Origin of the sequence: Stenotrophomonas sp. yr243 (genome assembly GCF_900184195.1) — a bacterium.
GTDB classification, from domain to species: domain Bacteria; phylum Pseudomonadota; class Gammaproteobacteria; order Xanthomonadales; family Xanthomonadaceae; genus Stenotrophomonas; species Stenotrophomonas lactitubi.
The window spans coordinates 148,718-169,309 of sequence record NZ_FXWT01000003.1; the positions used below are offsets into that span (position 1 = coordinate 148,718).

Genomic DNA, 20,592 nt, shown 5'->3' on the forward strand with positions numbered 1-20,592 from the left:
GTTCCTGTGGGGGCTCAGGCGATGCCGAGCATGTGCTGCATCTGGGCGCTGCTGATCGGCGCGCCGGCGAAGTCGTCGAAGATCTTGTCGGTGACCGGGATGATGTGGTCGCGGATGAAGGCGGCACCCTCGCGCGCGCCGGCTTCCTGGTCCTTCAGGCAGCACTCCCACTCCAATGTTGCCCAGCCGGCGTAGTCGTACTGCGCCAGCTTGGAGAAGATCGACTTGAAATCGACCTGGCCATCGCCCAGCGAGCGGAAGCGGCCCGCGCGTTCGGTCCAGTCGGCATAGCCACCGTAGATGCCCTGGCGGCCATTGGGGCGGAACTCCGCGTCCTTGACATGGAACATGCGGATCAGCGGATGGTAGATGTCCAGGAACTGCAGGTAATCCAGCTGCTGCAGCACGAAGTGGCTGGGATCGAACAGGATGCGGCAGCGCTCGTGCTGGCCCACACGCTCGAAGAAGCGTTCGAAGCTGGTGCCATCGTGCAGGTCTTCGCTGGGATGGATTTCGTAGCAGAGGTTGATGCCGTTGTCCTCGCAGGTGTCGAGGATCGGCCGCCAGCGGCGTGCCAGCTCATCGAACGCCGCATCGATCAGGCCCGGCGGACGCTGCGGGAACGGGAACAGGTAGGGCCAGGCGAACGAGCCGGAGAAGGTGCCCATGTCCTGCAGGCCGAGCCGGCGCGAGGCGCGGGCGGCCAGATGCAGCTGCTGCTGTGCCCATTCGCTGCGTGCCTGCGGATTGCCGCGCAGCGCCTCCGGGGCGAAGCCATCGCACAGTTCATCGTAGGCCGGATGCACGGCCACCAGCTGGCCCAGGATGTGGGTGGTCAGCTCGCTGACCTGCAGGCCGTGTTCGGCCAGCGTGCCACGCAGGTCGTCGCAGTAGTCCTGGCTGTCGGCAGCGGTGGCCAGGTCGAACAGGCGCGCGTCCCATGCCGGAATCTGCAGGGCCTTGAAGCCATGGCCGGCTGCCCAGGCGGCGATGCCGGACAGGCTGTCGAACGGCGCCTGGTCGCCAGCGAACTGCGCCAGATGCAGGCTGGGGCCTTTGAGGGTTTGCATGTGTTGCTCCAATTATTTGTCGATCGACAAAGAATAGGTGCGTGCATCGGGATGGTCAACACCCGCGTTACACTGCGCGCCTCAGAACGGCAGGCAGGCAGATGGCAGGGCGACCGCGCGAATTCGACAGGGACCAGGCATTGCGCAAGGCGATGCTGCTGTTCTGGCAGTACGGCTATGAGGGCACTTCGATGTCGGCCCTGGTCGAAGCGCTTGGCATTGCCTCGGCGCGCATCTACGCCGCGTTCGGCAGCAAGGAGCAGCTGTTCCGCGAAGCTGTGGCGCTGTACGAGGAAGGCGAGGGCGGCTTCGCGCCGCGCGCGCTGGAACAGGCGTCACTGCGCGATGCGATCGGCAGCATGCTGCGTGATGCCGTGCTGACCTATACCCGTCGTGGTCGTCCGCATGGCTGCCTGGTGGTGTCGTCGGCCAGCAGCGTGTCACCGGAGGGCGAGGGCGTACGTGACTGGCTGGCCAGCCATCGTCGCCAGCGCACGGCGGCGATCATCGCGCGGCTGCAGCAGGCGCAGGCAGCCGGCGAGCTGGCGGCCGATCTGTCCGTGCAGGCCCTGGGCGATCATTTCGCCACGGTGCTGCACGGCATCTCGGTACAGGCGCGTGACGGCGTCAGCCGTGAGCGCCTGCTGGCGATGGTCGAGGTTGCGCTGGCGCCGTTGCCAACGGCCGGCTGAGGGCGGACTGTGCCGAAAACGGCTTGATGCCCCTGTTGCCTGCCGGCGCAACGAAATTGTAACAATTTGGAGGATAATGGCCGCTTGCGCAGTTCTCCTCCTATTTGCCGCCCGGTCAGCGCAGGCCGCACGGACGCCTCCTCAGAGCTTTCGATGCCTTCCCATTCCGATTCCCGCCGTTCGTCGGGCATGTCGTCCTCCCTCGTTTCCTTCCGTCGCCATCCGCTGGCCCTGGCCTGTGCAGGCCTGGCCCTGGCTGCCAGCTTCGGTGCTGCCGCGCAGGACAGTGCGCCGACCCCGACCGGGCTGGACACCATCACCGTGACCGCCGAGCACCGCGAGCAGAACCTGCAGGAAGTGCCGGTGTCGGTAGGCGTGGTGCAGGGCGAGCGCATGCGCGACTTCACCGCCGGCGGCGACGACACCCTGCTGGCGCTGTCCGGCCGCGTGCCGAGCCTGTATGCGGAAACCACCACCGGCCGCATCTTCCCGCGCTTCTACATCCGCGGCCTGGGCAACATCGATTTCTATCTGGGTGCGTCGCAGCCGGTGTCGATCATCCAGGACGACGTCGTGCTGGAACACGTGGTGCTGAAGTCCAACCCGGTCTATGACGTGGACCAGGTGGAAGTGCTGCGCGGTCCGCAGGGCTCGCTGTTCGGCCGCAACACCACCGCCGGCATCGTCAAGTTCGACACCCTCAAGCCGACCCAGGACTACAGCGGCCGCGTCAGCGCCAGCTACGCCTCCTACAACAGCGTGTCGATCGACGGTGGCTTCGGCGGCCCGATCAACGACATCGCTTCGTTCCGTGTGTCGGCCCTGTACCAGCACCGCGACGACTACGTCGACAACACCTACACCGGCCCCAGCGCCGACGGCACGGTCAGCCCGAAGAAGAACGCCATGGGCGGCTTCGACGACCGCAACGTGCGCGCGCAGCTGCTGCTGACCCCGAGCGACCAGTTCTCGATCCTCGCTTCGGCCCACGCCCGCGATTACGAGGGCACCTCGACCCTGTTCCTGCGCAACGCGCTGACCAAGGGCTCGAACAAGACCGACGTGCCGCGTGACCAGGTCGCCTACGACGAGGCCGACAACAACCCGCAGGCGTACAAGACCTACGGCGGTTCGGTGAAGGCGCGTTATGACTTCGGCGCGATCGACTTCACCTCGATCACCGCTTACGAGACCACGTCCGGTTACAGCCGCGGTGACACCGACGGCGGCGCCGCGGTCAACTTCCCGGTCAACGGCGTGCCGAACGGCTATGGCCAGTCGATGGGCCAGATCCGCGATCTTGACCAGTGGACCCAGGAATTCCGTCTGGCCAGCCACGATGACAGCGCCCTGCAGTGGCAGGCCGGCGCGTTCTACTTCAACGGCAGCGACACCACCGACTTCTACCAGCGCGCCTGGTTCCTTAAGGGCGCGGCGCGCAACCCGAACAACTGGGTGCGCCTGCGCAACAAGAACACCTCGTGGGCCGGTTTCGGCCAGCTCAGCTACGCCTTCACCGACAAGTTCACCGTCACCGCCGGCCTGCGCCAGACCCGCGATGAAAAGCACACCCGTCTGTTGAAGACCGCCGACACCGCCGCTGGCGCAGTCACCTACAAGGGCCGCACCGACGTCAAGATGACCGACACGACTCCGAGCTGGGATCTGAGCGCGATGTATCAGATCACCCCGGACGTGAGTGTCTATGCGAAGGTCGCGCGCGGCTTCCGTGGTCCGACCATCCAGGGCCGTTCGGCGGTGTTCAACGCTGACTTCACCACCGCCGATTCGGAGACGATCCTGTCCTGGGAAGCCGGCGTGAAGAGCAGCCTGTGGGACAACCGCCTGCGCTTGAATGCCACCGCGTTCACCTACACCGTCAACGACATCCAGCTCAACGGCAACGATTCGGACGGCAACGGCGTGCTGTTCAACGCCGACAAGGCCAAGGCCTACGGCTTCGAAGCGGACATGGAGCTGCGCCCGATCCAGAACCTGACCCTGAGCGCCGGCCTGAGCCTGCTGCACAGCGAGATCAAGGACAAGCGCGTGTATGCGCAGGTCTGCGCACTGAACGGCAAGGTGGTGTGCACCGTCGATGACCCGACGATCAAGGTCGGTGCCAACACCTTCGCCCAGATCGATGGCAATCCGCTGCCGAACGCGCCGAAGTACAACATCAACCTGGCAGCGCGTTACGACTTCCCGGTCAGCGATGCGGCCACGATGTTCGTGTCCACCGACTGGAACAAGCAGGGCTACACCAGCTTCGTGCTGTATGACAGCAAGGAGTTCAATTCGAAGGGTGATTTCGAGGGTGGCCTGAAGATCGGTTACTCGGGCAACTACGGTGCCTACGAAGTGGCGCTGTTCGCGCGCAACATCACCAACGAGAAGAACCTCAAGGGCGTGATCGAAAACTACATGGCAGCGGTCTACAACGAGCCGCGCACCGTGGGTGTGTCGCTGAACATGAACTGGTAAGCCGCATCGGTCGGTACCGCATACGGTACCGATACCGTCGCACTTCCCTCCAGACGCCCTGCCTGTGCAGGGCGTTTGCCGTTGTGGGAACTGACACGCGGAATCGACGCCCCGCAGGTGCAGGGCGTCGTGACGGGTCTACTTGGCGGCGGGCGTGACAGCAGGGGCCAGTTCGGCGAACAGGCCGCCGAGCACGCCCATGGTGGCCGTGTCAGCGCCCATGTCTTCGGCGGCGTTGGCAATGGCGATCACGCCACTGTTCTGTGCGGGGAACAGCACCACCCACGCCAGCCAGTTGCCATCGGAGCCACCGTGCACCAGTACCGGGCCCTGGCGGCCGGCGATCGACGGCTGCACGCCCCAGTCCAGACCCGAGGGGCTGCCCGGTTGCGCGCTCTGCATCAGCGTGTAGGACGCCGGCGTCAACAGCGTGCCCTTGCCTTGGCTGCCGGCGAGCTGGTCGATGGCGAACAGTGCCAGGTCCTGCAGGCGCATGTGCAGGTTGCCGGCAGCGGTGTAGATCGGTGGTACGCCATCATCGGCTTTCTGCGGTGCGCGGGTGACGGGCTTGCCGCCGCGGTGGCCCAACGGCTGACCGGCAGTGGTCGGCCCGAAGCCGGCCCCTGTCATCTGCAGCGGCTGGAACACCTCACGCTGGATCAGCGTCTCCACGTCCTTGCCGGTGGCGCGCTCGGCGATCACGGCTGCGATCAGGAAGCCGCTGTTGCTGTAGGCGAATTCCGTTCCCGGCGGGTGGACCGGCGCCTCTGACAGCGCGGCCTTGATATAGGCCTCGCGCTGCACCGGCAGGGCACGCGTGTCGGTGAAGAACGCATCCAGTGCGGCGCCATCGCTGAGGTTCTCCGGCAGCCCAGCGCGGTGCGACAGCAGCTGCACCAGCGTGACATTGCGGTAGGCCGGCTGCATCTGTGCCGCGAGGTCGGGCAGCATCGTCGACAGCGGCGCATCCCACTTCAGCACGCCCTGTTCGACCAGGCGCGCGATCATCGCCACGGTGATCGGTTTACCGGTCGAGCCGATCATCCAGGCATCGCCGGTATTGGCGGCCACCTTTTCATCATTGCGGCGTACGCCGCTGACGGCCTGCTCGGCGATCTTGCCATCGCGGATCACCAGCACTCCCATGGCCGGCGTCGTGGTGCCCTGCAATGCCTGAGCGATGCGTGCCTGCAGGTCATCGGCGGCGCTTGCACTGGCAGCGATGCACAGGAGTGAAACGCCCAGCCATCGGCGCAGGTGGCGCATGGTCCGGGAGGAGGAAGCTGCGGTCCGTTCGGAGGTGTTTGTGTGCATGGGAGTCCTTTGCGCAGCAGCGTGGACAGGACCTGCGCCGACGGCATCGGCCCTGCGGGGTGCGTCGTCCCCCGGTGCCTTGAACAGGCGTACAAGGTGACGTGCGATTCACTCTTGCATGCCACCGACGCAGGCGTATGTGTCTGCAGTCATGTACATGAACCGCGCGGCGAGATCCTGTTGGCGGACGTACAGGATCGCGGCAGGTACCGCCGCATGCAGCAATCAAACTCGGGCGGGCTTCGGGGGCCGTGGCGCGAGGGCGCGCGCGCAGCAGGCACGCGCCGCGCGATCTCATGGCAGTGTCAGGGTGTGCCGTCGTCGCGCCGCATGCGCGACGACGGCAGGGGGCTCAAGTGGCGGGCAACAGCGGTGCCAGCACCGGCTCCAGTTCCTGCTGGCGCCATCCGGCCAATGCGGCAGGCCACTGCCGATGCTCCAGATAGCTTTCCAGATGCTTGCGCGAGGCCAGTACGCCGTCGGCCAGACCGAGCTCGCGGCTGCGTTCGGCTACGGCATCCTGCAGTTTCTTCAGCAGCTGCTTGCTGGCATCGCTGGCCTGCATCGCCAATGGTGCATCGGCTTCGTCGGCCAACGGCGTATCCAGCGCCTCCCATACTGCAGCGGCAAGCTTGCGCGGCGCCTTCGGGAACTGTTCGAACAACTTGCTCAATGCGGCGGCATCGGCAGGTGGGGTGCGTGCCAGGGTCGCTGCCAGCTCGTTGTCCAGGATCCAGCTGCGCGGACGGTCGCTGGCGCGCGCCTGCACGTCGCGCCAGCGCAGCAGGCGCAGCAGGCGGCGCTGCGCGGGCGCGTCCAGGAACTGCGCCGAGCGCATGCCAAGGTGTGGCCAGCGGTCCTCGTCATTGGCGACGCTGGCCAGCAGGCGCTCGCCGTCGTCGTGCAGCCATTGCTGGCGCCCCAGCGATTCCAGCTTGGCGGAAATCGCATCATGCATCGCGAACAGATGCTCGACGTCGTCGGCGGCGTACTTCAGCTGTGAGTCCGACAGCGGCCTGCGCATCCAGTCAGAGCGGGTTTCGCCCTTTTCCAGCGCCACGCCGGTGATCTCCTGCACCAGCTTCTGGTAGCCCATGCCCGCACCAATGCCAGCCAGAGCGGCGCCGATCTGGGTGTCGAACAACGGGCGCGGCAGCACGCCGCAGGTCCACTTGAACGCCACCAGGTCTTCGCTGGCGCTGTGCATCACCTTGGTGATGGATTCATCGGCCAGCCACGGCGCCAACGCCTCGGGCATGCCGGGAATCAACGGGTCGATCAGCAGGATGTCCTCGCCGACGGCCATCTGCACCAGCGCCAGCTGCGGCCAGAAGGTGCGTTCACGGATGAATTCGGTATCCAGGCCGATGCGGGTCGGCCGTTGCTGGCGGTATGTGTCCAGCTCGGCGGGGGTGGTGATCCAGGTTGCCACAGGTCAGGGCCTACTACTCGTGTTTGCTCAGGCAGGGGAGAATAGCCTAACGTCGGTCCGCATCCGTGCCGAAGGAGGCCCTGCTTGCGTTTTCTGCTGTCGCCCGTGCTGTGTACCGCCTTGGCCGTGGGCCTGGCCGGTTGCACGCCGTCGCCCCCTGCGCAGACCTCCGGTGGTACCGCAGGCCAGCCGGCCGATCCCGCACCAGAGGCCGGTCCGGCACCTGGTACCGGGCAGGGCACGGTGACCATTGCCGGTGACGATGCGGCCGAGGACATTCAGCAGTGGACGCCGCCGCGGGTCGATCGCCAGGGACGTACGCTGGCACAGCTGCGCCGGGCTGCCGATCAGGCATTCGCGCGGGGGCATCTGTACGAAGATGGCGATGCGGCAGTGCCGCTGTGGCTGGCGGTGCAGGAAGAGGAACCCGACGACCGCCAGGCGCGCCTGGGCCTGCAACGTGCGAAGCAGCGCCTGCTGCAGCAGGCCGATGCGTTGCTGCAGCAGCCATTGCGGCAGCGTGAAGCGCTGGCCGAAGCCGGGCGCCAGGCGCTGGTATTGCTGACCCTGGCGCCGAAGGACGAGAAGGTGCGCGCGCTGCAGGGCCGGGTGGAGACGGCGCAGCGCGTGGTCGCCTACAACCGCGCGGGCGAAGACGATCTGCGTGCCGACCGGATAGGTGAAGAGGGTGATGGCGCCATCGGCAACTTCCGCGAGGCACTGGCGTTGGACCCGCATAACCGGCGGGCGCGGCAGGGTCTGGCAGCGGCGGAAAGCGGGCTGATCCGGCGTGCCGAGGATGCTGCGCGCATCCGCGATTTCGCCAGTGCCGGCGCTTGGTTGGCAGAAGCCAGCAAGGTGCGGGACTCGTCACCGACCATCGCCGATGCGTTCGAGCGCATCGAGCAGATCCGCGCAGCAGCGCTGGTCCAGCTGCGCGATGGCGGCCTGCATGATCTGACCACCCCGCAGGGACTGAAGCCTGCGCGCGAGAAGCTGGCCGAAGCGCTGCGCATCGCCTTGCCGGGCGACGCGGTGGTGGCGCAGCTGCGCGAGCGCATCGAACTGGCCACCCATTACGGCAGCTTCCGGCCGGGGCAGGTGTTCAGCGACGCGCTGCGTGATGGCGGCCGTGGACCACAGATGATCGTGGTGCCGCACGGTGGATTCCAGATGGGTGCCAGTGATACCGAGCCGGGCGCAACCGATGCGGAGCGACCGTCGCACTATGTGCGGTTCGAGCGCGGTTACGCAATGGCGATCACCGAGATCACCGTGGGTGATTTCGAGCGCTATGTAAAGGCGACCAACGCCCGCCCACGCGCAACCCGGCGTGGACATTCGGTGGTCTATGACGAGCGCAGCGGCAATTTCATCCGTCGCAGCGGCGTGGACTGGCGATCCGACTATGACGGTGGGCGCGCACTGGGCAATTCGCCGGTGATGCACGTCAGCGTGCGTGACGCGGAGAACTACGCCACCTGGCTGTCCGAGCAGACCGGCCGCAGCTACCGCCTGCCCAGCGAGGCCGAATTCGAGTACGCGATGCGTGCCGGCAGCAGTGGCCGCTACCCGTGGGGCGATGCCGGGCTGCCACCGGAAGGCAGTGGCAATTACACCGGCAGCAAGGACGTTTCACCGTCCGGAAGGCATTGGCACAACGCCTTCGTCGGCTATGGCGATGGTTGGTGGGGGCCGGCCCCGGTCGCCAGTTTCCAGGCGAACGGCTTCGGGCTGCACGACATGGGCGGCAACCTGAGCGAGTGGGTGGCCGACTGCTGGCATGCCAGCTATCGGCGCGCTCCGGCCGATGGTGTGGCCTGGTTCAACCCGGGCTGCCGTTCACGGGTGATCCGGGGTGGCAACTGGGCCAATGCGCCGGAGCAGACCCGGGCGGCCTGGCGGCAATCGCAGGATTCGGATACCACCAACGCGCGCATCGGCTTCCGGCTGGTCCGCGGGATCTGACGGCCACGCCTGGATCGGCGCCGGCTTCACCCGCCGCAGGCAGTGTCGCACTAAGATTGCGCCGTGCCCGCCGGCCGGCGGGGTCAGCCGGAAGACCTGCCGATGCGCAATGATCCTTTTTCCCGCTCGCCGCAGCAGCGGCGTGGCCTGTTTGGCAACATCCGCTGGTGGGTGCTGCTGCTGGCCGCCGGCTATGCGGCGTTCTACTGGTTCTCCAACCGTGCGGTCGACCCCTATACCGGCGAGAAGGTGCTGATCGACAGCAGCCTGGACGCCAGCCAGGAGAAGGCACTGGGCCTGCAGGCCTACCAGCAGATCCTGTCGCAGGAGCGCCCGCTGGGCCCGAACGAACAGGTCTCGCGGGATGTCCGGGCGATTGCCGAGCGATTGATTGCCAAGGTGGACGTGGTGGAAACCGCGCTGGCGCAGGAACACGGGTTGCAGCCGGCGCACTTCGCACGCGACTTCGAGTGGGAAGTGAATGTGATTCCGTCCGAACAGGCCAATGCGTTCTGCCTGCCCGGCGGCAAGATGGCCGTGTACACGGGGTTGATCCCGGTTGCGCGCACGCGCGATGCAATGGCGGTGGTGATGGGGCATGAAATCGCCCATGCGTTGCTGCGCCACGGTGCACAGCGCATGGCCCAGCAGAAGCTGACCCAGATCGGCCAGGTGGCGGGCGCCGCCAGTGGCATGGATGCGCAGCAGCAGCAGATGATGATGTCGGCGATGGGCTACGGCTATCTGTTGCCGTATGCGCGCAGCCACGAGACGCAGGCTGACGAAGTGGGCCTGATGCTGGCGGCGGCGGCGTGTTTCGACCCGCGCGAGGCGGTGCCGCTGTGGCAGCGGATGGGCCAGGCGGGTGGCGGCCAATCGCCGCCGGAATTCTCTTCGACCCACCCCAATCCGGGTACCCGCATCCAGAATCTGCAGGCGCTGATGCCGAAGGCACTGGAGTACCGGCAGAAGTTCTGCGAGCAGGCCAGGTAAAGGGTAGTTCGGCAGGGCTGCGCCCTGCACCCGCCGAGGCTGGAGCAACAGCCGAAGCAACAGCAACAGCAACAGCAACAGCAACAGCAACAGCAACAGCGGGCTATCCGTGGGATGGCGGGGTGGGCCCGATTGCGGGAGACGCCGTAAACCCATCCATGGGGGCTTGGCCGCGGCATCCATGCCGCGGACACTCCCGCAACCGGACCCACCCCGCCTTCGACAGATCTCCGCGATCTGTTGGAATGGCATTGCCTGCTCTTGGTGGGTGTCGACCTTGGTCGACACGTAGATCCACGCCATGCGTGGATGCTTTTCGATTTCAATTCGAAATATTCGATCTCGATGGAGATTCATCCACGCATGTCGTGGATGTGCCAACCGTCTCCGGGAAACTGTCGGAGGTGGGGCGGTGTCGGATTGCGGGGTGTCAGCCGCATGGATGCGGCTGCCAAGCCCCCATGGATGGGTTCACGGCGTCCCCGCAATCCGACACCACCCCGCCAAACCCACAGACAACCCAGTGCCGGCTGTTGCATTTGCCGTTGCTGTTGCCCTGGCTTGAAGGCCTCTGCAGGTGCAGGGCGCAGCCCTGCCGAACACCCCTTATTTGACTGCCGTCACCTGGACATCGATCACGCCGTCGCCGACGCGGGCCTGCAGTGCGTCACCCGGTTGCACCTGCTCGACCCGACGCACCAGCGCGCCATCGTCTGCACGGGTCACGATGCTGTAGCCACGCGCGACGGTAGCCAATGGACTGACTGCTTCCAGCGAACGTGCAAGGCCGCGCAGGCGCAGCGCATCACGCTGCAGCAGGCGCTGCAGTGCCGCCTGTGGGCGCCCGCCCAGCGCGGCAAGGCGGCGTCGCAGTGCATCCATCTGCCGTTGCGGATGATGACCACGCAACACCGCAGCGGCGTGGCGCAGGCGGGCCGCGCGACGCTCCTGCTGCTGGTTGTGCGCCGCATGCAGTCGACGCCCGAGGTCCAGCTGGCGTCGGCGCAGCAGATCCAGCCGTGCCTGCGGGCTTTGTGCATTCAAACGCAGCAGGGCACGATCGGCGCGCTGCATGGCCTGCTGCAGGGTGTGGCGTTGCAGCTGCACCATGCGTGCCGCGTTGCGGCGCAGGCGCAGGGCCAGGTCGCGCTGATCGGGTACCAGCAGTTCTGCGGCCACCGATGGCGTCGGCGCGCGCAGGTCAGCGGCAAAATCGCTGAGACTGAAGTCGGTTTCGTGACCCACCGCCGAAACTACCGGCGTGCGGCTGGCGGCGATTGCACGGGCCAGGGCTTCATCGTTGAACGCCCACAGGTCTTCCAGTGAGCCACCGCCGCGGGTCAGCAGAATCACGTCGTAGCGGCCGCTGGCATCGGCGGCCTGCAGCAGGCGGGTGATCTGCGCGGCAGCGGTCGCGCCCTGCACCAGGGTCGGCAGCAGATCCACTTCCAGCAACGGGAAGCGGCGGCCAAGCACGCTCAGCACATCGCGCACGGCGGCACCGGTGGGCGAGGTGATCACCGCCAGGCGCTGTACATGGGCCGGCATCGGCCGCTTGCGTCCAGGGTCGAACAGACCCCCGGCCTCCAGCCGCGCCTTCAGTTCCTCGAATGCGCGGCGCAGTGCGCCTTCGCCGGCTTCCTCCATGTGGTCCAGCACCATCTGGTACTCGCCACGGGCGTCGTACAGGGTCACCTTGCCGCGCACCAGCACGCGCATGCCCTCGCGCGGCACGAACTTCAGGTACTGCGCCTTCATCCTGAACATCGCAGCGCGCAACTGTGCACGCGCGTCCTTCAGGGTGAAGTACAGGTGGCCGGACGCCGGGCGCGCCACGCTGCCCAGTTCGGCTTCCACCCAGATCGCCGGGAAGCTGCCTTCCAGCAGGTCGCGGGCGAGGGTGTTGAGCTGGCTGGGGGTGAAGACGTCGTTGTTGCGTGGCTGCATGGTTACGGCGTGGGGCAGATGGAGCAGGGGCCTCAGGATCGCACGTCAGCGCAGGCCGTGCTGGCCCAGTGCCCACTGCACGTGTTCGCGGACCACGGGTGAAGCATCTTCGGCGCGTGTCTGCAGTGCCGACAGCGTCTCTGCCGTGGTCGACGCATTGCCCAGCGCCACGGCGATGTTGCGCAGCCAGCGCTCGTGGCCGCTGCGGCGGATCGGGCTGCCTTCGGTACGGCGCAGGAATTCAGCTTCGTCCCACGCGAACAACTGGTCCAGGCGTGCAGTGTCCAGGTTGTTGCGGGCGCGGAAGTCGGCCTCGTCGGTGCGCTTGGCGAACTTGTTCCAGGGGCAGACCAGCTGGCAGTCGTCGCAGCCATAGATGCGGTTGCCGATCAGGGGCCGCATCTCCACGGGAATCGCACCGTCATGCTCGATGGTCAGGTAGGAAATGCAGCGGCGCGCATCCAGGCGCTGCGGGCCGGTGATGGCCTGGGTCGGGCAGACGTCGATGCAACGCGTGCAGGTGCCGCAGTGGGCACTGGCCGGCGTATCAATCGGCAGCGGCAGATCGATGTAGATCTCGCCGATGAAGAACCACGAGCCGCCGTGGCGGTCGATCAGGCAGGTGTGCTTGCCGATCCAGCCCAGCCCCGCGTTGCGGGCCAGTGCGCGCTCCAGCACCGGCGCCGAGTCGACGAAGACGCGGTAGCCCAGCGGCGCCACCTCATCGTTGATCTGCGTGGCCAGCTTCTGCAGGCGGTTGCGCATCAGCTTGTGGTAGTCGCGGCCGAGCGCGTAGCGCGCCACATAGGCGCGACCCGGATCGGCCAACGTGGCCCAGGCTTCGGTGTCATCCTTGTGGCTGTAGTCCATGCCCACCGAGATCACCCGCACGGTGCCGGGCAGCAGCTCTGCCGGGCGCGCACGCAGGGTGCCGTGGCGGGCCATCCAGTCCATCGTGCCGTACAGGCCCTGGCCCAGCCAGTCGGCCAGGTGCGCCTCATCCTCGCCGAGTTCGATGCCGGCGATACCGCAGCGCTGGAAGCCATGCGCACGCGCGAGGTCGCGGATGCGCTGTACGGCCAGGGCCGGATCGAGGGGGGCAGGGACGGGGGACATGTGCACCAGTATAAAATCCCCGCATGGCCAACCTCGCCGATCTGTTCGATTCCCGTGCCGCACGCTCAATCGATGCCCAGGCCTCCGCGCTGGCGGGCGAGGGTGGGTGGGGCCTGATGGCCGAGGCGGGGCAGGCAGCCTGGCAGTGCCTGCTGCAGCACTGGCCACAGGCGCGGCGGATCGGCGTGGTTGTTGGCAGCGGCAACAATGGCGGCGATGGTTACGTGCTGGCCTGCCAAGCGCTGCAGGCAGGGCGGCAGGTGCAGGTGGTCGCGCTGCCGGGCTCGCCGTCTTCCACGCCATTGGCGCAGCGCGCCGCGACGGATTTCAGGTCCGCCGGGGGAACCGTCGCTGATTTCAACGGCGAACTGGCCCAGGCCGATGTATGGGTCGATGCCCTGTTCGGCCTCGGCTTCGCCCGCGCACCGGGCGGTGCGGCGCAGGACTTGATCGAGGCGCTGAATGCGCAGCGGGCACCGGTGTTGGCGCTGGATGTACCCAGCGGCGTCGATGCCGACCGTGGTTGCGTGCCGGGCGTAGCCGTACGCGCCGCCCTGACCTTGCAGTTCATCGTCGCCCATCGTGGCCTGTACACCGGCGACGCGCTGGAATACACCGGGCGCAGACAGCTGGCACCGCTGACGCTGCCCGACGAGGCCTGGCAGGGTGTCATTGCCGCTGCAGAGTGCTGGACGCAGTCGCGCCTGCCGGATCTGCTGCCGCCGCGCCGTGCCAACAGCCACAAGGGTGATTCCGGCCATGTGCTGTGCGTGGGCGGCAACCATGGCAGCGGCGGTGCCATCGCCATGGCCGCCGAAGCCGCGCTGCGTGCTGGCGCAGGTCTGTTGAGCATCGGTACGCGTCAGGATCATGTCGGCCCGCTGCTGGCGAGGTTGCCTGAGGCGATGACGCATGCGCTGGAAGATGGCGCTGCGCTGCCCGCGTTGCTGGCAAAGGCCAAGGTCGTGGCGATCGGCCCGGGCCTGGGCCAGGACGAATGGGCGCGTGCGCTGTATGCGCGTGTCCTGCAGTCCGGCCTGCCGCTGGTGATCGACGCCGATGCGCTGAACCTGCTGGCGCAGGATGCGCATGCGCTGGCTGATGCGATCCTGACCCCGCACCCCGGCGAAGCCGCGCGCTTGCTGGAAACCACCACGGCGGCAATCCAGGCTGATCGCTACGGCAGCGCGCAGGCGCTGGCCGTGCGCTACCACGCGGTGGTGGTGCTGAAGGGCGCTGGCAGCATCGTCGCCGCGCCCGGCCGCGCACCTCGACTGATTGCTGCCGGCAACCCGGGAATGGCGGTAGGTGGCATGGGTGACCTGTTGACCGGCATCATCGCCAGCCTGCGCGCGCAGGGCCTGTCTGCATTCGATGCGGCGGCAGGCGGTGCGCTGCTGCATGCCCTGGCCGGTGACGTCGCCGCTGCCGACGGTGCGCGCGGCCTGCTTCCCACTGATCTGCTGGCGCCCCTGCGGCGGCTGGCCAACCCGGAATGTTCCCGATGACCGAATTCTTCCTTGCTGACAGCGACGCCACCGAACTGCTGGGGCAATGGCTGGCAGCCACACGTCCGCCACAGGCGCTGGTCGAACTGCGCGGCGATCTTGGCGCCGGCAAATCGACCACGGCGCGCGCGCTGCTGCGTGCGCTGGGCGTGCAGGGTGCGATCCGCAGCCCCACCTATACCCTGGTCGAGCGCTATCCGTTGTCCAGCGGCGGTGAAGCGTGGCACCTGGACCTGTATCGCATCGGCCAGGCGGGCGAGCTGGATTTCCTTGGGCTGGACGAGGGCAGTGCCGTGCTGTGGCTGGTCGAATGGCCCGAGCGCGGTGCCGGTGCACTGCCGCCCACCGATCTGGTGGTCGCACTGGAGATTGAAGGGCAGGGGCGCCGCGTGCGTCTCACTGGCATCAGCGACGCGGGGCGTGAATGGCTGTTGCGGCTTCCCGAAGGTGGCGACTTGCAGGCCCTTTCTGTCGGCTGACGAGAACAAACACCGGCAGGTTACGGATTATTAAGGAAAAAGGTATTGCATTCCGTTCAGTGCGGTGATTGAATCCTGAGTCATGCGCCCGGGGAATCGACTCATTGCCATCTGTGCCGCCGTCGGACTTGGTCTGGCGAGCGTCAGTGCGTGGGCCGGTGAGGTCCGTCAGGTACTGCTGAACACCGGTTCCACCGGAACCCGTGCGGAAATCGCGCTGGTCGGCAGTGGCGGCTACAAGACCTTGTCCTTGGCCGGCCCGAACCGGCTGGTGGTCGATTTCCCCGATTCCAGCGCGGTGCGCAACCTGAAGATGCCCTCGCCGCAGGGCGTGGTCACGGCCGTGCGCACCGGGCAGCCGGTGCCGGGCACCTTCCGTGTCGTATTCGACCTGGCTGAGACGGTCGCACCCTTCCGCCCGCAGATGCAGCGTGAAGGCAATGAATCCAAGCTGGTGATCGAGTGGCCGGGCGATGGTCCGGCCGTTGCTGCCAGCCGGCCAGCGGTGATCCCTGCGTCGACGCAGCCGCCCGCAGCATCTTCGGTGAGCCCGGCTCCGACCTCTGGCCCGACCCCAGCACAGACCGCACAGTCCCGTGGCGATGCCGCGCGGGCCACCGCGCTGTTGACCGCGCAGGTCCAGCAGCAGGCCAGCGCCAGCGCCGCGGCACCCGCAGCACCAACACCGGCGCCGAGCACCGCGCCGGTGCAGATGGCGGCCGCGGGCACCACCGCCAGCAGCACGCCGACGTCATCGCCGGCAGCGATCCTGGCCGGTCAGGCCACCGCTGCGGTGGTGGCCGCCCAGCCGAAGCCGGTGCCGACGCCCGTTGCGCCGACCGAGTCGCCGCGTCCGACCATGCCCAGCGATGCCTCGCGCATCCGCATGCAGCCGGGCATGCGTCATCTGGTGGTAGCGATCGATCCGGGCCATGGCGGCCAGGACCCCGGTGCCATCGGCCCGACCGGCAAGCGTGAGAAGGACGTCACCCTGGCGGTGGCGCGTGAACTGGCCCGACAGGTCAATGCCACGCCCGGCCTGAAAGCGTTCCTGACCCGCGACAGCGATGTGTTCATTCCGCTGCCGATGCGTGCGCAGAAGGCACGCGCGAACAAGGCCGACATCTTCATTTCGATCCACGCCGATGCCGCCGAGAACCGCTCGGCCACCGGTTCGTCGGTGTACGTGCTGTCGACCAAGGGCGCGTCTTCGCAGCGTGCGCGCTGGTTGGCGGACAAGGAAAATGCCGCCGATCTGGTCGGTGGCGTGCGCCTGCAGCAGACCGAAGGCACGTTGGCCAACGTCCTGCTGGACCTGGCCCAGAGCGGGTACATGAAATCCTCCGAGGATGCTGCCGGGCACGTGCTGGGCGGGCTGAAGCGGATCGGCAACAACCACAAGCCGAATATCGAGCGCGCCAACTTCGCCGTGCTGCGCACCTCGGACATGCCGGCGATGCTGGTGGAAACCGCGTTCATCTCCAACCCGGATGAAGAGCGCCGTTTGATCGACCCCGCCTACCAGCGCAAGGTCGCCGGTGCGGTACTCGATGGCGTGCACACGTTCTTCAGCCGCCAACCGCCGCCGGGGACCTTGTACGCCGCACGCGCGCAGGCCGAGATCGACGCCGCAAGCACCGTGGCTGGCGGCAGCAAGTAAGCCGCTGGATCGCCCGCTTCTGCTAGACCCGGGCCCTGCCTGGCTGGCGCTGCACACGGCGGATCTCGACTCTACCTGTCGCCGCTCCGCTATCATCGTGGCATGACGTCTGCCTGCCCCATCTGCCCATGAACGCGCCCGATCCGCGTCCGATCCGGCCGTTGCCGGAAATCCTGATCAACCAGATTGCCGCCGGTGAGGTGGTCGAACGGCCCGCATCGGTGGTCAAGGAGCTGGTTGAAAACGCGATCGATGCCGGCGCCAGCCGCGTCGACATCGAACTGGAAGAAGGCGGTGTGCGCTTGATCCGCATCCGTGACAACGGCAGCGGCATTGCCGCAGAACAGTTGCCGCTGGCCGTCTCTCGGCACGCCACCAGCAAGATCGCCAACCTGGACGAGCTGGAAGCGGTGGCGACGCTGGGTTTCCGTGGCGAAGCGCTGCCGTCGATCGCCTCGGTCAGCCGTTTCACCCTGTCCTCGCGCCGTGCCCATGATGAGCACGGTTCGGCACTGCAGATCGAAGGCGGCAAGATCGGCGAGGTGACCCCGCGCGCGCATGCGCCGGGCACCACGGTGGAAGTGCGCGAGTTGTTCTACAACGTGCCGGCGCGGCGCAAGTTCCTGCGTGCCGAGCGTACCGAACTTGGGCATATCGAAGAGTGGCTGCGCTCGCTGGCGCTGGCCCGTCCCGATGTCGAGCTGCGTGTCTCGCACAACGGCAAGGCCTCGCGTCGCTACAAGCCGGGCGACCTGTATTCGGACGTGCGCCTGGCCGAGACCCTGGGCGAGGACTTCGCCAGCCAGGCCGTGCGCGTGGACCACAGCAGTGCCGGCCTGCGCCTGCATGGCTGGATCGCGCAGCCGCATTATTCGCGTGCCAGCACCGACCAGCAGTACCTGTACGTCAACGGTCGTTCGGTACGTGACCGCAGTGTTGCCCACGCGGTGAAGATGGCCTACGGCGACGTGCTGTATCACGGTCGGCAGCCAGCCTATGTGCTGTTCCTGGAGCTGGACCCGACGCGCGTCGATGTGAACGTGCACCCGGCCAAGCATGAGGTGCGCTTCCGTGACTCGCGGCTGGTGCATGACTTCGTCTACCGCACCTTGAAGGATGCGCTGGCCGACACCCGCGCCGGCATGAGCGTGCAGGAGATCGGTGCAGGCGCGGTGCATCCGGCCGAGGGCGGCAGCGCGTCTGCGATGCCGGGGGCCACGGCCGCCAGCTTCGGCTACGTGCGCGGTCCGGCACCCGGTGCGGGGCAGGGCGGCAGCGGAGGATTTTCCGGATGGCGACCGCAGCAGCCGCTGGGCCTGCAGGTAGCCGATGCACCCGCTGCCTATGCTGCGCTGTATGCATCGCCAGCCGGTGCCGAGCGCGGTGCTGCACTGCCGCCGATGCCGATGGAGAACGGACTGCCGGTCACCAGTGCCGACGCCGGGGTGCCGCCGCTGGGGTACGCCGTTGCCCAGCTGCACGGCATCTACATCCTGGCCGAGAACGCCGAAGGCCTGATCGTGGTCGACATGCACGCGGCGCACGAACGCATCGGCTACGAGCGGTTGAAGAATGCGCACGATGGCATCGGCCTGCAGTCGCAGCCGTTGCTGGTGCCGATCACCCTGGCGGTGGGCGAGCGCGAAGCCGACACCGCTGAAGCGGAGGCCGATACGCTGGCCGCCCTCGGGTTCGAGATCACCCGCGCCGGACCGGGCGCACTGCACGTGCGCAGCATCCCGGCGCTGCTGGCCCATGCCGAGCCCGAAGGCCTGCTGCGCGACGTACTGACCGACCTGCGCGAGCATGGCCAGAGCCGTCGCATCGCCACGGCGCGCGACGAGCTGCTGTCGACCATGGCCTGCCATGGCGCAGTGCGCGCCAACCGGCGCCTGACCGTGCCGGAAATGAACGCGCTGCTGCGCGACATGGAAATCACCGAGAGGTCCGGCCAGTGCAACCACGGCCGGCCGACCTGGGCCCGTTTTTCGCTGGCGGAGATCGACCGCTGGTTCCTGCGCGGACGTTGAGGGGAGCACCGATGCGACTTTGGGGAATGGGCGGCCTGCTGGCGGCCCTGTTGCTGGCGGCCTGCAGCCCGGCATCGACGCCGGCGCCAGCCGTCGTTGAGGATCCGGCATTCGCCGCGCAGCAACAGCAATGGCGGGTGCTGCGTTACCAGGACCTGACCCGGCCCGATGGGTGGACCGCGCTGGTCGGCCTGCACTGGTTGCAGAACCGGTCGCACTTCGTCGGCAGTGGTGCAACCAGCGGCATCCGCCTGGCGGTGGGGCCGGCCAAGCTGGGGCTGTTGCGCCGTGAAGGCGACCAGTGGTGGTTCACGCCGGAGTCCGGCACGGATGTCAGCCTCGACGGACAGCCTGTGCGCGGGCGTGTCCGCATGGATACCGACAAGGATCCGCAGCCGACCCTGCTGGCCTTCGATGGGGGCAAGGGCCAGCTCAGCCTGATTCGTCGCGGCACGCGCGATGCGCTGCGGGTCAAGCACGCCGATGCGCCCGCGCGCCGCGATTTCGCCGGCCTGCAGTACTGGCCCGGTGGACCGCAATGGCAGGTGCAGGCGCGTTTCATCGCGCATCCGCCAGGCAAGACCCTGCCGATCGTGGACATCACCGGCCTGACCACCGAGATGCCCAACGCCGGAGCGGTGGAATTCGATCGCGACGGCCGCAGCTGGCGGCTGGAAGCGATCGGTGAGCCGGGGCAGCCGCTGTTCCTGATCTTCGCCGACCGTACCAGTGGCCACGGCAGCTATCCTGCTGGCCGCTATCTGGATACCGATGCGCCCACCGCCGACGGCCATGTGACGATCGACTTCAACCACGCGCACAACCCACCGTGCGCGTTCACCGCTTATGCGACCTGCCCGTTGGCGCCGCCGGAAAACCGCTTGGATCTGCGCGTGGAAGCGGGTGAGAAGGCGTATCACCTGCCTGAAGGAGCGGGCTGAACATGTTGATGAAACTGTTGTTGCGCAGTGCCGTTTTTCTCGTTGCCTGCGCCGCCGGCCCGTTGGCCCTCGCGCGCGATGCGCCAGCCGAAACGTCGGCTGGCAAGCCGCCGGTGCCGCTGCTGTGGAAGGTCACCGGACAGGGAGATGCACGCCTGTACCTGCTGGGTTCCTTCCATCTGTTGAAGCCGCAGGACTATCCGCTGTCGACCGACGTTGAGCAGGCATTCGAAGCCTCGCAGCGCGTGCTGTTCGAAGTGACGCCAGAGGAACTGCAGTCGCCGCAGATGGCCAGCCAGATGGTGCAGGTCGCTACCCGCAAGGATGGCAGCGAGCTCAAGCGTGACCTGGATGCACCGACCTGGCAGAAGCTGCAGGCCTATGCGGCGCAGAACAAACTGCCATTGGCGCAGTTGCAGGGCATGAAAGCGTGGTTCGTCGGCTTGACCATCACCGTGGCGCAGATGCAGAAGCTGGATCTGGACCCGGAGCTGGGGCTGGACCGTCATTTCATGCAGCGGGCACAGAAGGCGGGCAAGAAGACCGCAGGCCTGGAAGACATGTCCAGCCAGATCAACCTGCTCGACGGCATGAGCGTGCCGGAGCAGCGGCAGATGCTGTCCGAGGCGCTGGACGAAGCAGGCAAGGGCGATGCCCAGGCGCAGATGCTGCATGAGGCCTGGCGCCGCGGCGACGATCGCCTGTTGTGGAGCCGGATGGGCGTGGAGATGCGCCAGAAGTATCCGCAGCTTTACCAGCGCATCAATACCGACCGCAACGATGCGTGGGTGCCCAAGCTGCTGCAGTACCTGCAGGCCGGGCAGGGCGGTACGCTGGTGGTGGTGGGCGGCCTGCACCTGCTGGGCAACGATGGCGTGGTGGAGAAGCTGCGCGCGAAGGGCTACAAGGTCGAGCGGGTGTGCTCGGCCTGCAAGGCCAAACGTCCGTAGATCCACGC

General features: G+C 67.2%; 15 protein-coding genes. 10 read left to right on the forward strand and 5 right to left on the reverse strand.

Annotation, left to right across the window (positions count from 1 at the left end; translation table 11 throughout):
* Nucleotides 1–14: 14 nt before the first annotated feature.
* Nucleotides 15–1,070: a sugar phosphate isomerase/epimerase family protein gene (locus QOL57_RS13445; RefSeq protein WP_059064684.1), complete on the reverse strand. Its 1,056-nt coding sequence runs from the start codon at nt 1,068–1,070 to the stop codon at nt 15–17.
* A gap of 101 nt (nt 1,071–1,171) precedes the next feature.
* Between QOL57_RS13445 and QOL57_RS13450 the strand changes: the two genes are divergently transcribed.
* Together QOL57_RS13450 and QOL57_RS13455 are read left to right on the forward strand one after the other, a co-directional pair.
* Entirely contained in the window at nt 1,172–1,762 is a 591-nt protein-coding gene (locus tag QOL57_RS13450; protein ID WP_089236257.1) for a TetR/AcrR family transcriptional regulator, read from the forward strand.
* A gap of 153 nt (nt 1,763–1,915) precedes the next feature.
* Nucleotides 1,916–4,246, forward strand: a complete 2,331-nt coding sequence (locus tag QOL57_RS13455) for a TonB-dependent receptor (protein ID WP_089236256.1) — start codon at nt 1,916–1,918, stop codon at nt 4,244–4,246.
* A 138-nt stretch (nt 4,247–4,384) separates the two neighbouring features.
* Here QOL57_RS13455 and QOL57_RS13460 read toward each other — a convergent pair whose 3' ends face one another.
* A complete protein-coding gene (locus QOL57_RS13460) occupies nt 4,385–5,512 on the reverse strand; it encodes a serine hydrolase domain-containing protein (RefSeq protein ID WP_157803064.1) in 1,128 nt (375 codons plus the stop codon).
* A gap of 400 nt (nt 5,513–5,912) precedes the next feature.
* Nucleotides 5,913–6,992 carry a ribonuclease D gene (rnd, locus tag QOL57_RS13465; RefSeq protein ID WP_089236254.1) on the reverse strand — a complete coding sequence of 360 codons (1,080 nt, stop codon included), beginning with the start codon at nt 6,990–6,992 and terminating at the stop codon, nt 5,913–5,915.
* A gap of 84 nt (nt 6,993–7,076) precedes the next feature.
* Here rnd and QOL57_RS13470 point away from each other — a divergent pair, with 84 nt between their 5' ends.
* Both QOL57_RS13470 and QOL57_RS13475 read left to right on the forward strand, forming a co-directional pair.
* Nucleotides 7,077–8,960, forward strand: a complete 1,884-nt coding sequence (locus tag QOL57_RS13470) for an SUMF1/EgtB/PvdO family nonheme iron enzyme (RefSeq protein WP_089236253.1) — start codon at nt 7,077–7,079, stop codon at nt 8,958–8,960.
* A 102-nt stretch (nt 8,961–9,062) separates the two neighbouring features.
* Complete coding sequence (locus tag QOL57_RS13475; RefSeq protein WP_089236252.1) at nt 9,063–9,953, forward strand: M48 family metallopeptidase; 891 nt, start codon at nt 9,063–9,065, stop codon at nt 9,951–9,953.
* A gap of 606 nt (nt 9,954–10,559) precedes the next feature.
* Here QOL57_RS13475 and xseA read toward each other — a convergent pair.
* Complete coding sequence (gene xseA, locus QOL57_RS13480; RefSeq protein WP_089236251.1) at nt 10,560–11,900, reverse strand: exodeoxyribonuclease VII large subunit; 1,341 nt, start codon at nt 11,898–11,900, stop codon at nt 10,560–10,562.
* A gap of 45 nt (nt 11,901–11,945) precedes the next feature.
* The gene (gene queG / locus QOL57_RS13485; protein WP_089236250.1) at nt 11,946–13,016 is read right to left on the reverse strand and encodes a tRNA epoxyqueuosine(34) reductase QueG; all 1,071 of its coding nucleotides are present in this window, start codon (nt 13,014–13,016) and stop codon (nt 11,946–11,948) included.
* Between the two features lie 23 nt (nt 13,017–13,039).
* Between queG and QOL57_RS13490 the strand changes: the two genes are divergently transcribed.
* The 6 genes from QOL57_RS13490 to QOL57_RS13515 all read left to right on the forward strand — a co-directional run bounded on the left by QOL57_RS13490 (nt 13,040) and on the right by QOL57_RS13515 (nt 20,584).
* The gene (locus tag QOL57_RS13490) at nt 13,040–14,524 is read left to right on the forward strand and encodes an NAD(P)H-hydrate dehydratase (protein WP_089236249.1); all 1,485 of its coding nucleotides are present in this window, start codon (nt 13,040–13,042) and stop codon (nt 14,522–14,524) included.
* Nucleotides 14,521–15,003 carry a tRNA (adenosine(37)-N6)-threonylcarbamoyltransferase complex ATPase subunit type 1 TsaE gene (gene tsaE, locus QOL57_RS13495; protein ID WP_089236248.1) on the forward strand — a complete coding sequence of 161 codons (483 nt, stop codon included), beginning with the start codon at nt 14,521–14,523 and terminating at the stop codon, nt 15,001–15,003. Before QOL57_RS13490 ends, tsaE begins: the two co-directional genes overlap by 4 nt.
* Before the next feature lie 82 nt (nt 15,004–15,085).
* Nucleotides 15,086–16,663, forward strand: a complete 1,578-nt coding sequence (locus QOL57_RS13500) for an N-acetylmuramoyl-L-alanine amidase (RefSeq protein ID WP_089236247.1) — start codon at nt 15,086–15,088, stop codon at nt 16,661–16,663.
* Between the two features lie 128 nt (nt 16,664–16,791).
* On the forward strand, nt 16,792–18,693 hold the full coding sequence (mutL, locus tag QOL57_RS13505) for a DNA mismatch repair endonuclease MutL (protein ID WP_089236246.1): 1,902 nt from the start codon (nt 16,792–16,794) through the stop codon (nt 18,691–18,693).
* A gap of 11 nt (nt 18,694–18,704) precedes the next feature.
* The gene (locus tag QOL57_RS13510; protein ID WP_089236245.1) at nt 18,705–19,634 is read left to right on the forward strand and encodes a DUF1684 domain-containing protein; all 930 of its coding nucleotides are present in this window, start codon (nt 18,705–18,707) and stop codon (nt 19,632–19,634) included.
* 2 nt (nt 19,635–19,636) lie between these two features.
* On the forward strand, nt 19,637–20,584 hold the full coding sequence (locus tag QOL57_RS13515) for a TraB/GumN family protein (RefSeq protein ID WP_089236244.1): 948 nt from the start codon (nt 19,637–19,639) through the stop codon (nt 20,582–20,584).
* The last annotated feature ends 8 nt before the right edge of the window (nt 20,585–20,592 follow it).

Bases quoted from the DNA above. Each gene is read 5' to 3' on its own strand.
- QOL57_RS13515 (WP_089236244.1), top strand. From the start codon at position 19,637: ATGTTGATGAAACTGTTGTTGCGCAGTGCCGTTTTTCTCGTTGCCTGC.
- QOL57_RS13445 (WP_059064684.1), bottom strand. From the start codon at position 1,070: ATGCAAACCCTCAAAGGCCCCAGCCTGCATCTGGCGCAGTTCGCTGGC.
- queG (WP_089236250.1), bottom strand. From the start codon at position 13,016: ATGTCCCCCGTCCCTGCCCCCCTCGATCCGGCCCTGGCCGTACAGCGC.
- tsaE (WP_089236248.1), top strand. From the start codon at position 14,521: ATGACCGAATTCTTCCTTGCTGACAGCGACGCCACCGAACTGCTGGGG.
- QOL57_RS13460 (WP_157803064.1), bottom strand. From the start codon at position 5,512: ATGCGCCACCTGCGCCGATGGCTGGGCGTTTCACTCCTGTGCATCGCT.
- QOL57_RS13500 (WP_089236247.1), top strand. From the start codon at position 15,086: ATGCGCCCGGGGAATCGACTCATTGCCATCTGTGCCGCCGTCGGACTT.
- QOL57_RS13510 (WP_089236245.1), top strand. From the start codon at position 18,705: ATGCGACTTTGGGGAATGGGCGGCCTGCTGGCGGCCCTGTTGCTGGCG.
- QOL57_RS13455 (WP_089236256.1), top strand. From the start codon at position 1,916: ATGCCTTCCCATTCCGATTCCCGCCGTTCGTCGGGCATGTCGTCCTCC.
- QOL57_RS13475 (WP_089236252.1), top strand. From the start codon at position 9,063: ATGCGCAATGATCCTTTTTCCCGCTCGCCGCAGCAGCGGCGTGGCCTG.
- mutL (WP_089236246.1), top strand. From the start codon at position 16,792: ATGAACGCGCCCGATCCGCGTCCGATCCGGCCGTTGCCGGAAATCCTG.
- QOL57_RS13450 (WP_089236257.1), top strand. From the start codon at position 1,172: ATGGCAGGGCGACCGCGCGAATTCGACAGGGACCAGGCATTGCGCAAG.
- QOL57_RS13490 (WP_089236249.1), top strand. From the start codon at position 13,040: ATGGCCAACCTCGCCGATCTGTTCGATTCCCGTGCCGCACGCTCAATC.
- xseA (WP_089236251.1), bottom strand. From the start codon at position 11,900: ATGCAGCCACGCAACAACGACGTCTTCACCCCCAGCCAGCTCAACACC.